Origin of the sequence: Roseofilum acuticapitatum BLCC-M154 (assembly GCF_030068475.1) — a bacterium.
Lineage (GTDB): Bacteria > Cyanobacteriota > Cyanobacteriia > Cyanobacteriales > Desertifilaceae > Roseofilum > Roseofilum acuticapitatum.
Genome location: NZ_JAQOSP010000039.1, coordinates 17546 through 31194 on the forward strand (window position 1 = coordinate 17546; position 13649 = coordinate 31194).

Here is a 13649-nt window from a genome sequence, read left to right on the forward strand (position 1 = left end):
GCTGTTGACAATCTTCAGGGTCTCTGGGTTTCTGGGTAAAACCACTCGTAGCAAACCAGTTCTATATCTTCAGCTTTAATTACTTTCCGAATTGACTCTAAATTATTGCCATCTAAGTCTTGATAGAGTTCATTATCAATAAAAAGTTCATCTAGTTGGGCAAGCATTTCTTTTTCATTATGGTGACTCCTATAATCATCCCAAAGTTGTTTGGTTTCTCGTTTATAGGTCTGTAATTCTCGATTCTCTATGACTTGCAAGACACGATTCTTAATCTCTTGCTCATCACTTGTCCATTCAATGTCCAAAGTAGACTGAATCAGAGCTTGGTGGATTTTCTGTAAAATTCCTTGGAGCTTTGGCTTAATTCTTGAGCCGGTACTTTGGCGCTTGAAGTGTTGCAGTAGATTTTTAGTTGCACCTTCTACTACATCAAAAATCGAGTTATCGAAAGATACTGGAGGCAAGGTATCAGGGTGTGGAAAATCTGACTCTTGGCACTTTAACCAGTTAAATATTTTCCTCATGTTAGTCATGAGTAGGTTCGCATCAAGACAAATTTGCCCATCTTGACGAGGATAAAAATGCCAGAAGTGGCGATCGCTGGCTTTGAATGCCAGAAAGATACCCCCCTCTGCATATTGTGGATCGTTGATAGTCAAGTATTTACGGCTGTGAATCCCCATGGGAATTTCTGAGACTACCTCTTGTCCAATCCGTTGCATGAACTCCAACAAGGGAAGACGCATCTCATCTAGAGAGACTAAATCAGAAACTTGCTCTAGTTCCTCTAGAATCGCTTGCTTTTCTGCTTCACTATCTGCTTGCTTGAGTCTTTGTAATTCTTCCAAAGACCGGTTAGAAATTTCTTCACCCAAGACACTGGCATCTAAGCCTACATTGTTGTCAATATCAGCAATGCGTTTTTGAAGCCGTTCAACGAGGTTAAGCAGGGACTCTAATCCTTCTTCTGGAAAACAGTTATAGATATAGAGTTTTTCATAATCAGTTCCTAAACGATCAATGCGTCCAGCCCGTTGAATCATTCGTACTGGGTTCCAGTGGAGGTCATAGTTAACTAAAATCCCAGCATCTTGCAGGTTCTGACCTTCCGAGAGGACATCGGTACAGATGAGAATATCAATGGAGTCTTGGGCGATCGCTTCTCGCTCTTCTTCTGATTCTGTATTTGCTTTAGGAGCAAAGCGCTTAACTTTGATTCCCCGTTGCTTCCCTGATGTGTTCCCAGTAATCAGGTCAATGGTGGGATTGCCCATGGCTTCACGCCAATCGGTATCTTTCTCTAACTCATGGTTGAGATAAGTTGCAGTATCTTTGAAATAACTGAAGACTAAAATCTTCTGGTTTTTGAGAGTCAGTAACAAATCTTTGAAGGCAATTAGTTTGCGATCGCTGTCTTCTCCTGCTTCTACAGACTGATGAATTTGTTGGAGACGGTCTAGGATATCATTGAGTTTCTGGATATCTGCTTCAATCGCTTCGGTCAATTTCCCAATGTCATGACCTGCTGGATCGATGTCTTCTAGCTTCTCCATGATGTCTATGAGAGCATCTTCTCCATCGTCAAGTTGAGTGGCTAGAAGTAATTTCCGAAAGTTCTTACTATCAAGTAGTTTGTTTTCCTTAGTTAGAAGTTGATAAAACTTTTGCTGAAACCTCGCTTGGTTTGTTACAGTATTTTCAAAGGCGATCAGAGAACTTTCAAATCGCTTAAGGTAGAGTGCTTTCTGCAAAGCGACGAGGGCACGATTACGCTGCACTTCAATCTTTTCCGTTTTCCCAAGACGTTTTTTATAAGACTTGATGTTGTACGGAGCTAGATTCAATTGGTCAATAATATCTGCAATACCAATATATAATCCAGAAAATATTTCTTCAAAGTTGTAAGTAAACTTTTCAAGTTGACGCTTAGGAAAACGAATCACTTGACCTGCTATACGGATTTCCTCTCCTGCTTCCAGGCGTTTAATCACATCTTGACGACTACGGCGTACCATAGTCTGAAATAGTAAAGTTGTAATTTCCTCTTTACCTTGGACTAAGTTCTGAAAATATTTTTTCAGGTTATTAATTCCCCATTCCCTGTAGTAAGTATCATTATTTCGAGTCAGAAGTAGGATTTGATGGTAAAGGTCAAATAGACTGTTGTTAATCGGAGTAGCTGTGAGCAGCAAAACTCGTTTGTAGCGCTTCCCACCTCCTAAAACTTTGGTCAAATTAGTATAGCGATTAGTCGCACTGTTTCTGAAATTGTGAGATTCATCAATGACAATTAAATCATAGTTTCTGTATTTAGTTCGATCAAAGTCAGAACGCCCCATTTCTTCATGGGAAATAATATCAGCCTTTAAACCAAATTCATCTAGTTTTTTCCGCCAAACTAAATCTCGTAACTGAGCCGGACACAAGACCAAAGCTTTAGGGACATAACGGGGACGGCGTAATTTAATCAAGTAATAGTCAATCACACGCAATCCAATATAAGTCTTCCCTAGACCTACTGCATCAGCTACCATACAACCATTGTGGCGTTCAATAATTTTAATTGCCCTCTCAAATCCTTCCTGTTGGAAACTGGCCAGTTCCAATGCAGTCTGTTCTCCTTCTCCAACAATTGAGTCATCCTTAAATAGTTCATAGAGAGCCTTGAGAAAGACTTGATAAGGAGTGTAGGCTTTACTGCCAAACTTGGAAGCATTGAGGGCTTCAATTAGTTTAGCTTTATAGTCTAGGTCAACACTCGAATCATTCCAGAATGTCTCAAACCAGTTTTGTCTGAGGTCACTAGCGATCGCCTCATTTTTGTTGACAATATTGAGTTCTTTATTTTTTCTTATTCCTGGTACGGTAAAGTTACTCGATCCCACAATACTGTAGGAATCGAAAATATAAGCCTTGGCATGAAGAAACTCTCCGGTGGTCGCTCCGTAGAGTCTAACTTGAATATGCTCCTGCTCCAGATAGGCGATAATACGATCAATCTGTTGCTTGTAGCTGAGGGTAAATTGCTTTTGGTTAAGTTCGTCTCGTAAGTCGGTTCGGAAATATTTGAGTAAGTCTAGGCGATCGCTCTCAGCCGGACGGATAGTCGGGTCACGTCCAATAAGTAGCCGCAGGGACTGGAGCTGGTTCATCTCCTCTTCTAATGCTACCCAGGCTTCAATCCGAAAAAAGCCAGTAGCGATATCGAGGTTCCGTTGGCGATCGCTAAGGATAAGCTGTCTGAGAACCGATTCTAGTTTGTATTGTTGGTTGTCAACATAGTCAGGGATAGGCATAGTTAAACTAAATTATGAGTAGGATTGATCAATTGCTGATACTCCTGTTTGGCTTTGTAAAACTCTGGAGAATCTTGTGGTACTTTCCAAAGTATGCTGATGATTCTATTGTCACTAAAGCCAGAACATTTGAATACTCTAATTCTCTCGACTTTTACTTCATCGTGAATTGAGGGGAGTGGAGTCTTATTAGTCTTATTGGAGTTGTTTACTTCGTGGGTTGTCCTGGATTGGCTTGGTGTTCTTGGTGCTGGTGGTGGTTCTGTTGATGGGATTTCCTTTGGTTTCTCACCCTCTGATCTCAAATGGTCTGTAGAAGCCTTAGAATATGCTGACATGAGATATCTTAATTTCCCTAAGCTCTTGTTCTCAATTTGTCTAACTCTCTCACGGGTTATATCATAAAAGTTGCCAATTTCTTGCAAGGATTTATCACAACCATCGTCCCAACCAAATCGCTGCTTCAGTATGTCTACTTCCTTTGGTTTCAGTGTAGATAAAGCTTCCTCTAAGTCTTCTCAAATAAAATCACTTGTAATTTAGTCTCTTGGTATGAAGCGAGTAAATAGGAGCGATAGATTGATTCTTCTAAAACTGGTGATAATTGTAAATCTTCTGTGTTCAATTGACCAAAGCAGTGTTCGTACCCTAGTCTCACAAATAAGTTAGCTAGATCTGTCGCATCATGAATGTCAGACAAATCATTGAGTTTAAGATTGAGTTTAAGCATGTCACTCTCCCCTGATAATCTTCATTTCTTCAGCAGTTAACCCATACAGATGGGCAACGCGATCGTCTATCTCTGCTTCCCAATCTTCAACCCCCTGACCTTTGGCATCACTGCTTCAGCGTTACGAGGGGATAACTGAAGGTCTGTAACATCCAACGACTCACCAATTGGGCTGTAACCCAGTTTCCTAAATACATCAGTAATCTGTTCTGGTGAATTTAGTCGTCTTAGATCATCAAGCTGTAGATACCGTCCAGGCATATGTCAAGCTCTATGTGGTTGCGTGAGTTAACCCAATACTAAGTCACTAACAAGACTCCAAGCGTTGATAATTCTTTCGGCTGTCGCCGACATGAAAGCGTCTAGTAAATTACTTATGCTGATTCCTTCAGTATATTTTGCTCAGTCAGATTTTAGGAATGGATCTTAGGATTTTTTAACGTTACACTCTACACTCTGACATAGAATGAAATAACGTAAATGTTCTTGTCCACAATGTTACAGGACTACAGACCCAACAAAACCTTACTGATAGGAGTTGCCCTTCTCCTCTCTAGCTGCACTCAGCCTGATGGCAACTCGCGCCACTGCTTACAGAAGCAAGAAACAAGTTTTGTTTCAGTAGCGTAGCATTCCTTGTTTCTTGCTTCTACTCCAGTAAAGATTCTAAGCGATCTAAGGCTTCTTCAATTTGCTGCCATTTTTGGGGATTGTCCCAGGCTTTTACCTTCTGCGCTCGCCGAAATGCTTTGTCTAGCCTTTTCTTGAGATCCTGTTGCTTGCTCTCTTCTGGGGGAGTGCTATTGATAGTTTTCACCTGTTTCTTAATTTCTTGCAGGGACAGCTTCTCGGTTATGGCTTCGGAAAGAAGCGCTTTTCTCAAGGGTTCATCCTTGATTCGGGCGATCGCCAATGCTCCGGTATAAGCAATTTTCCCGGATCGCAGCGCTAGAAGCAGTTCTTCTGGTAAATTCAACAGAGGCAAGCGATTCGTGGTAAAGGATTTCCAAGACATCCCCAATCCCTGAAAAACCTTCTCGACTTGACTTAATTGCTTGGCCATAACGTTATGGCCAGAGGACGAACTCTCTGGCTTGGCCATAACGTTATGGCCAGAAGACGTAACACTATGCCTGAGTCGATAGAGCAGGGGAGAGACCGCGCCCACTTCCACCTTCAGTTCAATCGCCAGGATCTGTAGAATTCCCTCCACTTCTTCAATCGGATTAAGATCTTCCCGTTGCAGGTTTTCAACGATCGCCACTTGTAGCGCCTCTTGATCGTTCAATTGACGCACCACCACGGGAACCTCTCCCAGACCCGCAGCTTTTGCTGACCGATACCGGCGCTCTCCTGCTACCAATTCATACTTACCCTTATCCTCCGGATGAGGCCGCACCAATAAAGGCTCTAAAATGCCATGTTGCTTGATCGATTCAGTAAGCAGATCCTGCTTCTGTGGATCGAAGTATCGTCGGGGTTGTTGTTCGGGTAGACGAATCAGTTCTAAGGGAATCAGCGCCCCCGGTTCCGTGTCAGCCCGAAACGTAAATTCCAGCAGCGATCGCCTACTCTTGCTCATGGGCTAATTTTATAACTTCTTGAAACAGGGCCTCAAAATCCTTACGAGCCGCTTTTGCCGCACTACCAGAAATACCCCAAACCGTTGTCCCTTGCCCTGGAGCATCGCAAATCGCTTGCCGATTGTAAATAATGCTCTTCAGAGAAGGAAAACCAAAATTATTCAACATCTCAAGAGAGTCGCGCAGCAACAACGTCCCCTTGACCGCTTGATTGAGAAACATCACCGATTTAGGTTTTCCCGATCTAATCTTTTGGGCTTGGCGAATCATGCGAATAATGCGGCTGCTGCTGTGGGTATCTAGGGCGGAAGGCTTACAGGGCACAAGAGCGATATCCACACCATAGAGAATCGCTTTGGTGACTTCACTCATTCCTCCAGGGCCATCCACAATCACTGAATCATATTGTTCGGGCAACACAGCCAGCGCATCTAAGAGATCTTCTGGATCGTTGACCACTTTGCAGGGAATTTCTAGATCTTTGAGCCAATTGGAGCTACTTTGCTGGGCATCAGCATCAATCACGATCGCAGACCCCTTTTTACTGCACCAGTAAGCGCAATGAACCGCTAGGGTGGTCTTTCCTACGCCCCCTTTCTGGTTGACAAACCCAATTGTTATCGGTTGGGTATTTTTTACAGAAGTCATATTCTTCCTTGGTGTTGAGTCTAATTATCTTAAAGCCTTTGGTTTGGACATAACGTTATGGCCACTGCTTAAATATTGCCTTTGGTCATAACGTTATGACCACTGCTTAAACATTGCCCTTACACTTGGAAAAGGAGATTATCTACTGGCAATGTCTCTTGATAATGCTACGCATCGCTCACGCGATCGCTACCCTGAAAACTGGAATGAACTCTCAGCTTCTATTAAAGCGGCTGCCTCTTGGCGTTGCCAGAAATGTGGAAAGCAATGCATTCGCCCCCAAGAGAAGACCCCAGGTCTATCGGTTTCAGAGCGTCGGGCCAGGACATTGAACGTTCATCACCGTAATTTTAAGCCAGAGGACAACCGATTAGAAAATTTAGTAGCTCTGTGTACAGGTTGCCATCTAGGTTATCACCAAAACCGTAGAGGCAATGTTTCTCCAGGACAATTAGAGCTATGGTAATACTGAGGTTTATCAATGAACATCAAGTGATGCAATCGCGATAGCGTTTCATGTCGGCGACAGCCGAAAACGGAGTTTTATCGCGTGATGGGTAGTATCGCACTCTATTCTTCCTCTTCATCCCAATCTTCAGCCGTTAGGAGTGCTTGTTTACTATGACGAACATGAATAATATAGACCAGCTCACCACGAATTACAAATAATATACGATAGACATTTGGAGGCTTTCCATAGAGTAATTGTCGGACTTCTTCGGGGAATACATCATTTTCAATGGCTAAAGCACAGCGTCGGGGTTGAGCCTGTAATGTAGCCAGTTTATCCATCAATTCCCGAAACCAGCGATCGCCGTAGCTTGGGTTCCGCTCTTTTAACCACTCATAAGCGCGTTCAATTTCCACTTCCGCACTTTTAGTAATCTGAACTTGGAATTCCATGTTTCTGTTGCATTTCTTGCTTAAATGCTTCCAAAGGTCGAACGAGTCCACCGTTAAGATCGTCTAACCCTTGATGGATACCACTCAGGGTTTCCAAGTATTCGATCGCCTCTAGAAGTTTTTGATAAGACGCTGCATCTTGAACCACTAATTCAGCTTTGCCATTAACAGTCAGTACCATGGGGCTGCCCGTTTGTTTCATCTGCTCGATAAACTCAGATGTATTTCTCTTGAAGTTAGAAAGAGACTGAATATCGCGACTTAGGTTGAGCATAATAGATGTTCACTCAATTTGCACTCAATTTAATGTTAACATGAGTTTCTCCATAAATGCTTTGCCAAGGAAATCAAGCAAGTGAAGCTTTAGGGAATTAACGCCATGCACTACGAGCCTGGGCCACAAATTTAGGGAGTTGTCCTTCAAGCCGAGAGAGCAGATCCCCAACCTCTAACCTAGGGTTATTTTTGGCGGCTGCTTGGTACTGTAACGAGTCAAGCATTTCCGTTGGAGACAAATCCAACAGAGACAACAGAAAATCATCAGCAGTTTGAGCCGTTATATTTAGCGGCTCTAGAGCGCTTTCAGGAAAGTGCTTCAGGTTGTTGGTGACGATCACATGGGCTTTGGCAATCAAAGCAGCAGCTAGGACATGGCGATCGCCTTCATGATTATCCATGCAGGGAAGCAAACGTTCAGTTACAGCCACCCATGCTTCAGGGAAAGACTTTTGCATCTGCCGTTGTATGCGCTCCACTTTTTCTGGAGTCATGCGCTCATCATTTTGCAGGAGATTACGAAACGCCCCATCTAGAATCTCCTCTGACCAATGAGGGCGATACAAACCTCTATAGGCAGCGTACAGTAGAGTATCCCTAACATACATGGGATAGAGTACGCAAGAATCAAGAATAACTGGAAATACTGCCATTAACTCTGGTTTGCTGTTTCCTGCTCGCTTTCATAAAGTCCAAACTCTTCTCCTATAGCCACCAATTCAGCTAAATCTTGTCCGCGCTGGAGATCGCGCTTTTCCTTATAGTTCGACAGATCTTTCACCTTAATTCTCCGATGAGTCCCCACCTGGGTATAAGGAATTTCCTGGCGATCGAGTAACTGGTACAGATAGGGGCGAGAAATATTCAGGATGTTAGCAGCTTCTTGGGTCGTCAGGTAATGCTCGCTAGGGACTAATGTAATCTGCTTCCCTTCAGCTAACAGAGGAGTCACCGATCGCAGTATTTGATAAATCGACTCTGGTAACTCGATCGGTTCTCCATCCACCCCAATTAATTTTAGGTGAGCATCTGTGAGTAATTGCTCCAAGCGGGCTAAGTTTTCTGACTCCATACCCGATGCCTCAAATATGGGGATGCTCTGTGTTTTCCCCTTAGCTACCATAATTTTCTCCTGTTGTATCTGTAATAAGTGTAATCTAGATCGGGATAGCAACGAGCGGTGCGACCCCCCATGAAAATCGATCGCCATGGACAAGCAAAAATCCTCAACTCTGACGAACTGGAGCGATTATTTGAGGTGGGGTTGCAGACCAACCGCGATCGCGGTAGCGAAACGGAGTTTTATCGCGCCCTATTCGGCATCTGTCTCTACAGTGCCTGCCGTATTCGAGAAGCTTGCACATTATTAACCAAGGATGTGTACCTACGCAAGGGAATTGTACTCCAAGAAATAATCTTCAGGAAAGGCAACACTAAAGGAAAACTTGCTACCCGTGCTATTCCTGTGATTGAGGAGTTACGCAGCATTTTGTTAGAGTATCATCCTGGTAATTCCCGCTTTCTTTTCCCTGGACTCAAAGGAAGCCATGTGCATCCTGACTCAGCTTCACGAGTATTTCGCAAGGCTTGCAGTCGAGTAGGCATTGTTGGTGCAAGTACCCATTCCTTCCGTCGAACAGCCCTAACTCGAATGAGCGATGCTGGAATTCCTTTGCGCGTAATACAGGAAATATCAGGCCACCGAAACTTGGAACAATTACAACGATATCTTGAAGTGCATCCCGACCAGGTGCGCGGGGCAGTTTCGGCGTTGAGTGCGTTGAACTTAGGAAAGAAGCCTCATGCAGCTCTTGACCTTGCGGATAGTGTTGATGGCGACTCCAGTCTGTTCTGATATTTTGCGTAGCGACATCCCTTGCTCTAACAGTTTAACTACTTCGGGGTATTTTACCAAGGGGGCATAACGCTTTTCTTTGGGTCTCCCTACATTAGACGCATTAAGCATTCCAGCGCGAGTGAGCAGCGATCGCCGCACTCTAGCAAAATCATCAGTCAATAGCTTCTCTTCAACTTCAGATATTTCCTTGGGTTTCATTCGCCGCAAATCGCGCAACACTGGTTTTGTTTCAGGAAAATCAAAGTATTCAGTTAATGTACCAATCTTCTTCTGACAATCGCGGTAACGGTATTTAAAATATGGTTCAACATTTCCCCTATACTGCCAAGTGCCCAAGCATTTTATTTTTATTTCCTGGTAATACTTTTTTAAGTCCTGTTCAATTTCTGGGATGCGATCGCTTATGTCCCTGGTAGTTACACCAATCTTATAAAAGCTTTCCCCGTCAGCTTTAATCTCCAGGAAATAAAGCATTTGATTAAGAATTCGCTGGTATTGAGCGCGGTAGAGCCTTAAATCAGTTAGGGCATCAGCTAACTGAGCATCTAACTTCTTTCGCTTCGCAGAAATAACTGTATCCTCAAGCTCTGTTAAGCGATCGCTTAGTAGAGGCTCCTGTATTTGATTGAATAGCATCAGTGATAAAGACCCTTTGGCCATCTTACCCAGCTTCGTTAGTTGCCACTTGTATCTAGTCCTGTACTCATTGAACTCAATGCACTTCTTCCCTTCCAACTCTCTGTAGCACTCTGGTTCATAGAAGCCATCTTCACTTAACTCAATCAACTCCTGATAAGCTTTCCCTGATAAATGCAAGTCAAATTTGTCATAGCAAGGCAACACAGGAAGAGTGCGAGGATCTTGAACTTGCCGACAGGTTTCCCCAGCATGAGCAAAGTGGTGAGCAAGGACTCTCCCTTTTTTGGCTATAAGGAATCCTTGGCAGTAGGGGCAACGCAGTTGGGTTTTCCCTCTCGATACTTGACTTACCGGCACAAGATTATGGTTGGAGTCCTCACCGAATGTCAGCCACATCGAACCTTTTGTTGATACGCTTTCTTGATTTTAGCTGAGGTGAGTCTTTCCCGTCTATGCCATTTATGCAGCCAGGGTACTGTCGGGAAAAGATGCTATAACGGCCCCGTTAGCAGCTTTCTTCATACAGCATTAATGTTTTCCTTCAGTATAGAAGAAATCAACGATCGCGACAGCGATGCGGAGCATTATCTCTACAACTCTTTTAGTCATTCAGTCATTAAGGGAGAAAGGTCTAGTGGAGTTTGCCCCTACAACCGCTCTAGAACCGCCTCCAGACGATCGAGCAGCTCCCTTAGTCCATAAGCTTCTCCAAACTCTTCTCGCGCTTCCTTGGCCAGTTTTGCCGAATCGATCGCCGTAGCACTCACCCCCTTGCGCTGTATACGGTGGCAAGCCTCTATGGGGTCGTCTCCCCGGTTAATTTCCTCCTGAATTTTCTTCATCGCCAGAATCACAATCGCTATCTCCCTTTCCGCGATCGCTACATGGGCATTGCTCAGTTCAGAGAGGCGCTGCTGCATCTTCTCCAAATCTTGCCGGTAGCGATCGCCGTAAGCTTCTATGTGGTCTCGTTCTCTCTCCATCTCTACCTTCCTTAATTTCGCCTGCTGCTGGTTCCATTCTGATTCCAGTTTGGCCCAATACTGACCCCGCCTGTACTGCTGGAAAGTCTTCTTATCTATGCCCAATTCATCAGCAAAACCGCGATCGCTCTTCTCCCCCCTCTTGAAGCGGTCAAATATTGAGTCTATGCGCGTTCTAACCTTCTGGCTGACCATTGGGGGTAAATTGGGGGTAACTCACCTTTAGCCTAGCCAATATCAAGCGCTAAGGGCGATCGCCATAGACACCATTAGACATCATCAGACATTATGCCCAAGTGGGGATGGTACATTATGGTGCATTTTGCCGACCGCCTGATCCACCTCACCAAAACGCCCCAAAACCAAGCGGTGAGGGCGATAGGCAGCCGGGAAGTTAGGGGCGATTACCGGTAAAAACCGGTAAAAGCGGTAATTCTGGAGGGCGATCGCCGGATGAGTCTCATGATGGTAAAATCATCCTTAGAATCCACTTCCTTAAGGCAGTAGAAGAACGTTAAGTGGAATCTAGTTTGGGGAAAACTTAAAAAACCCACCACAAGTTGGCCACTTGCGGGCAACAAAGGCGACGATGGTATTTTCCAGTCGCCTTTGTTGTGGGCAAAGGGGCGATCGCCGGTTACCAATTCCCACAAATTGTTGGCATTTCCCACAAATGTTCACCGGTTCCCACAAATTGTTGGCCATTTCCCCCATAATTTGGGTGAATTTGGGTGAAGTTTGGGTGAGTTTGGGGAGGGCATCCACCAACGACACACCACAGCCGCAATGGACACCCTTTCTAGATTTTAGTCATCCTTAAAGAGTATCCGCTTCGGCTTTCATCTGCTTCCTAATTCTTGAGACAGTTACGTTGGTGGTAAATCCTAATTCTCTGGCGATCGCTCTATCGCTCTTGCCTGGATAGCTTAGAATGGCGCTCTTCACTCGTCGCTCTCTCTCATCGTTCACCTCATTGGTTAAATCCAACAGCAACCGACACCGGTCAATGAAAGTCAAATTATTAATGGCTCTCTTAATCGCTTCCACGTCGTGTAAATCCTCTTCCTCTAACTCTTCATCCCCATTATCAACTAACGCTTCTGGTTCACGTTGGGTAGTGGGCGCTAAGGGGTTACAGTCTTGTTCTGTCTCGGTTTCGTTCTCTTCCTCTTTGGGCATCCACGAAGGTGACCCGCAGATATATAGCTCATTCTTAGCCCGTGTCAACGCTACATAAAGGATGTTCCGCTCTTGCTGGTACTGCCAATCCTGCTGGTTCTTCCAGGTCATGGGCATATCCTTGGGGTTGATGATGAACACCCTATCAGCTTCTAGTCCTTTGGCCCTATGAACCGTGGAGAGGGTTATCGGCGATCGCTTATCGTCAAAGATTTCATCAATGCATTGTCCCAAGGTTTCGTAGCTTTTTGATTGGGGATTGGCGCTGTATATCGCCTGGATAGCTTGAATTTTGTCAGTCAATTGCTCGATTAACTCCTCCTCATTGTCCCGTCCTTTGTAGGCTTGTACCTTGATGTCGATGTAGTCAACTAAGCTTTTAATCAGATCCTCGTAGGGGTATCTGAGTTTGTCAAATTCTGTCAGAAGGTTTTTAAGCTGATAGGCGATCTCTCTTCCCTTTACTTTGGCCGGATAACCTTTGGATATTAACTTAATGCACAAACTCACCAATGGCGCTGTTTTGCGGCTGAGGATTAGATCGTCCTCTTTGACCCACTTCTCCGGATTATCAGACAATTCCCCATCCTTGATTGATAGGAGTTCTCCATCATCCTCTCTGAACGCCTCTATAGGGATATTTGGAAAGACAGACCGGACTAGGGCGATATGGTTGGGAGGGCAACGATAGCACAGTGATAGGGGTAATTCAGTGGCTTTAATCCGCTCTACGATATTCTGGTAACTCCTACAATCCGCACCGGCGAAACCATAGATCGCTTGGTAAGGGTCACCCACATAGAGCGATCGCCCACGGTTCCCTACCATCATTCGTGTTAGTTCTAGCTGGCATCGGTTGAGGTCTTGGCATTCATCCACCAGTACAAAATCATAGGGTTCCGTTTCAAATTCCCAGGTAACCGGCAGATAAATCATATCGGTGAAATCGAATAGGTATTCTTTTTCAGCCATCCGTTCACCCTCTTCTATGACCCGTTTGGCAGCGCGGGCTATGGTCTGAGGCTCATAGAGGTCTGGTAGCTCAAAGTGAGAACGGAAGTAAAGAACCGAATCCGATGTCGGTGGCTCAAGGGTTAATCGTAGCAAGTCAACCACCTTAAGGAAATCATCATCATTTTCGATAGCTTCGGCACTCTTGAGCGATCCGGTGATCCGTCCCCCTTTACGCCTAGAGGCGATCAACTCCATATCCTCAGCAATGCGGCGATACTTGTTTTTAGGAATATCGGGGATCTTCTTGCCCTTATCAATCCCCAATCCTTCCTTAAGAATCGTAAACCCGGCGCTGTGGATAGTAGAAATTGACCGCCGCCAAGATGCTCCGAATTTAGCTTTTAAGTCTTGTTCAGCACTCTTGTTAAAGACACAGACCTTAATCCGGTTGGGCGAAACGCCAGAACGCTCTAAGGCTTCGGCTGCATATCTTAGCGTCGTTGACTTACCGGAACCGGCCACAGCGTTACAGGTGGCGTTACCTTTGCCATGCTGTAACCAGTCTAAAATCTCCTCTTGATATTTGGATAGTTTCAT

The 13649-nt window shown here is 44.6% G+C and carries 15 protein-coding genes and 1 pseudogene; 2 read left to right on the forward strand and 14 right to left on the reverse strand.

The features are described from left to right. Positions 1 to 14 precede the first annotated feature (14 nt). The 5 genes from PMG71_RS05640 to PMG71_RS05655 all read right to left on the reverse strand — a co-directional run bounded on the left by PMG71_RS05640 (position 15) and on the right by PMG71_RS05655 (position 6260). Positions 15 to 3299: a helicase-related protein gene (locus tag PMG71_RS05640; protein ID WP_283752674.1), complete on the reverse strand. Its 3285-nt coding sequence runs from the start codon at positions 3297 to 3299 to the stop codon at positions 15 to 17. Positions 3300 to 3301: 2 nt separating this feature from the next. Beyond that, positions 3302 to 3790, reverse strand: a complete 489-nt coding sequence (locus PMG71_RS24085) for a sigma factor-like helix-turn-helix DNA-binding protein (RefSeq protein ID WP_430540997.1) — start codon at positions 3788 to 3790, stop codon at positions 3302 to 3304. Positions 3791 to 3807: 17 nt separating this feature from the next. Then, positions 3808 to 4029, reverse strand: a complete 222-nt coding sequence (locus PMG71_RS05645) for a hypothetical protein (RefSeq protein WP_283752675.1) — start codon at positions 4027 to 4029, stop codon at positions 3808 to 3810. Between the two features lie 649 nt (positions 4030 to 4678). Further along, the gene (locus PMG71_RS05650; protein WP_283752676.1) at positions 4679 to 5611 is read right to left on the reverse strand and encodes a ParB/RepB/Spo0J family partition protein; all 933 of its coding nucleotides are present in this window, start codon (positions 5609 to 5611) and stop codon (positions 4679 to 4681) included. Then, the gene (locus tag PMG71_RS05655) at positions 5598 to 6260 is read right to left on the reverse strand and encodes an AAA family ATPase (protein WP_283752677.1); all 663 of its coding nucleotides are present in this window, start codon (positions 6258 to 6260) and stop codon (positions 5598 to 5600) included. The genes PMG71_RS05650 and PMG71_RS05655 overlap by 14 nt, the downstream gene beginning before the upstream one ends. A 151-nt stretch (positions 6261 to 6411) precedes the next feature. Here PMG71_RS05655 and PMG71_RS05660 point away from each other — a divergent pair, with 151 nt between their 5' ends. Then, positions 6412 to 6726, forward strand: a complete 315-nt coding sequence (locus tag PMG71_RS05660) for a hypothetical protein (RefSeq protein WP_283752678.1) — start codon at positions 6412 to 6414, stop codon at positions 6724 to 6726. Between the two features lie 104 nt (positions 6727 to 6830). Here PMG71_RS05660 and PMG71_RS05665 read toward each other — a convergent pair whose 3' ends face one another. The 4 genes from PMG71_RS05665 to PMG71_RS05680 all read right to left on the reverse strand — a co-directional run bounded on the left by PMG71_RS05665 (position 6831) and on the right by PMG71_RS05680 (position 8562). Further along, positions 6831 to 7163, reverse strand: coding sequence for a type II toxin-antitoxin system RelE/ParE family toxin (locus PMG71_RS05665; RefSeq protein ID WP_283752679.1), 333 nt, complete (start codon positions 7161 to 7163; stop codon positions 6831 to 6833). Continuing rightward, entirely contained in the window at positions 7138 to 7437 is a 300-nt protein-coding gene (locus PMG71_RS05670) for a type II toxin-antitoxin system Phd/YefM family antitoxin (protein ID WP_283752680.1), read from the reverse strand. The genes PMG71_RS05665 and PMG71_RS05670 overlap by 26 nt, the downstream gene beginning before the upstream one ends. A gap of 97 nt (positions 7438 to 7534) precedes the next feature. Then, positions 7535 to 8092, reverse strand: coding sequence for a PIN domain-containing protein (locus tag PMG71_RS05675; protein WP_283752681.1), 558 nt, complete (start codon positions 8090 to 8092; stop codon positions 7535 to 7537). Then, positions 8092 to 8562, reverse strand: a complete 471-nt coding sequence (locus tag PMG71_RS05680) for a helix-turn-helix domain-containing protein (RefSeq protein ID WP_283752682.1) — start codon at positions 8560 to 8562, stop codon at positions 8092 to 8094. Before PMG71_RS05680 ends, PMG71_RS05675 begins: the two co-directional genes overlap by 1 nt. 69 nt (positions 8563 to 8631) lie before the next feature. On the opposite strand from PMG71_RS05680, the gene PMG71_RS05685 reads away from it, so the two are divergent. Beyond that, positions 8632 to 9294, forward strand: a complete 663-nt coding sequence (locus PMG71_RS05685; RefSeq protein ID WP_283752683.1) for a tyrosine-type recombinase/integrase — start codon at positions 8632 to 8634, stop codon at positions 9292 to 9294. Here PMG71_RS05685 and PMG71_RS05690 read toward each other — a convergent pair. The 5 genes and pseudogenes from PMG71_RS05690 to PMG71_RS05705 all read right to left on the reverse strand — a co-directional run bounded on the left by PMG71_RS05690 (position 9226) and on the right by PMG71_RS05705 (position 13649). Continuing rightward, on the reverse strand, positions 9226 to 10140 hold the full coding sequence (locus PMG71_RS05690) for a hypothetical protein (RefSeq protein ID WP_283752684.1): 915 nt from the start codon (positions 10138 to 10140) through the stop codon (positions 9226 to 9228). The genes PMG71_RS05685 and PMG71_RS05690 overlap by 69 nt on opposite strands. Positions 10141 to 10182: 42 nt before the next feature. After that, positions 10183 to 10332 (reverse strand): annotated as a pseudogene (locus PMG71_RS24285) (competence protein CoiA family protein); the annotation flags it as partial. A 251-nt stretch (positions 10333 to 10583) separates the two neighbouring features. After that, positions 10584 to 11114 (reverse strand): hypothetical protein, encoded by a 531-nt coding sequence (locus tag PMG71_RS05695; protein WP_283752685.1) that lies wholly within the window; start codon positions 11112 to 11114, stop codon positions 10584 to 10586. 330 nt (positions 11115 to 11444) lie between these two features. Then, a complete protein-coding gene (locus tag PMG71_RS05700) occupies positions 11445 to 11693 on the reverse strand; it encodes a hypothetical protein (protein WP_283752686.1) in 249 nt (82 codons plus the stop codon). Positions 11694 to 11735: 42 nt separating this feature from the next. Continuing rightward, positions 11736 to 13649 (reverse strand): UvrD-helicase domain-containing protein, encoded by a 1914-nt coding sequence (locus tag PMG71_RS05705; protein ID WP_283752687.1) that lies wholly within the window; start codon positions 13647 to 13649, stop codon positions 11736 to 11738.

Coding starts and splice junctions, on each gene's coding strand:
- PMG71_RS05655 (WP_283752677.1), bottom strand. CDS start 6,260: ATGACTTCTGTAAAAAATACCCAACCGATAACAATTGGGTTTGTCAAC.
- PMG71_RS05670 (WP_283752680.1), bottom strand. CDS start 7,437: ATGCTCAACCTAAGTCGCGATATTCAGTCTCTTTCTAACTTCAAGAGA.
- PMG71_RS05685 (WP_283752683.1), top strand. CDS start 8,632: ATGAAAATCGATCGCCATGGACAAGCAAAAATCCTCAACTCTGACGAA.
- PMG71_RS05675 (WP_283752681.1), bottom strand. CDS start 8,092: ATGGCAGTATTTCCAGTTATTCTTGATTCTTGCGTACTCTATCCCATG.
- PMG71_RS05680 (WP_283752682.1), bottom strand. CDS start 8,562: ATGGTAGCTAAGGGGAAAACACAGAGCATCCCCATATTTGAGGCATCG.
- PMG71_RS05665 (WP_283752679.1), bottom strand. CDS start 7,163: ATGGAATTCCAAGTTCAGATTACTAAAAGTGCGGAAGTGGAAATTGAA.
- PMG71_RS05660 (WP_283752678.1), top strand. CDS start 6,412: ATGTCTCTTGATAATGCTACGCATCGCTCACGCGATCGCTACCCTGAA.
- PMG71_RS05645 (WP_283752675.1), bottom strand. CDS start 4,029: ATGCTTAAACTCAATCTTAAACTCAATGATTTGTCTGACATTCATGAT.
- PMG71_RS05640 (WP_283752674.1), bottom strand. CDS start 3,299: ATGCCTATCCCTGACTATGTTGACAACCAACAATACAAACTAGAATCG.
- PMG71_RS05650 (WP_283752676.1), bottom strand. CDS start 5,611: ATGAGCAAGAGTAGGCGATCGCTGCTGGAATTTACGTTTCGGGCTGAC.
- PMG71_RS05695 (WP_283752685.1), bottom strand. CDS start 11,114: ATGGTCAGCCAGAAGGTTAGAACGCGCATAGACTCAATATTTGACCGC.
- PMG71_RS05705 (WP_283752687.1), bottom strand. CDS start 13,649: ATGAAACTATCCAAATATCAAGAGGAGATTTTAGACTGGTTACAGCAT.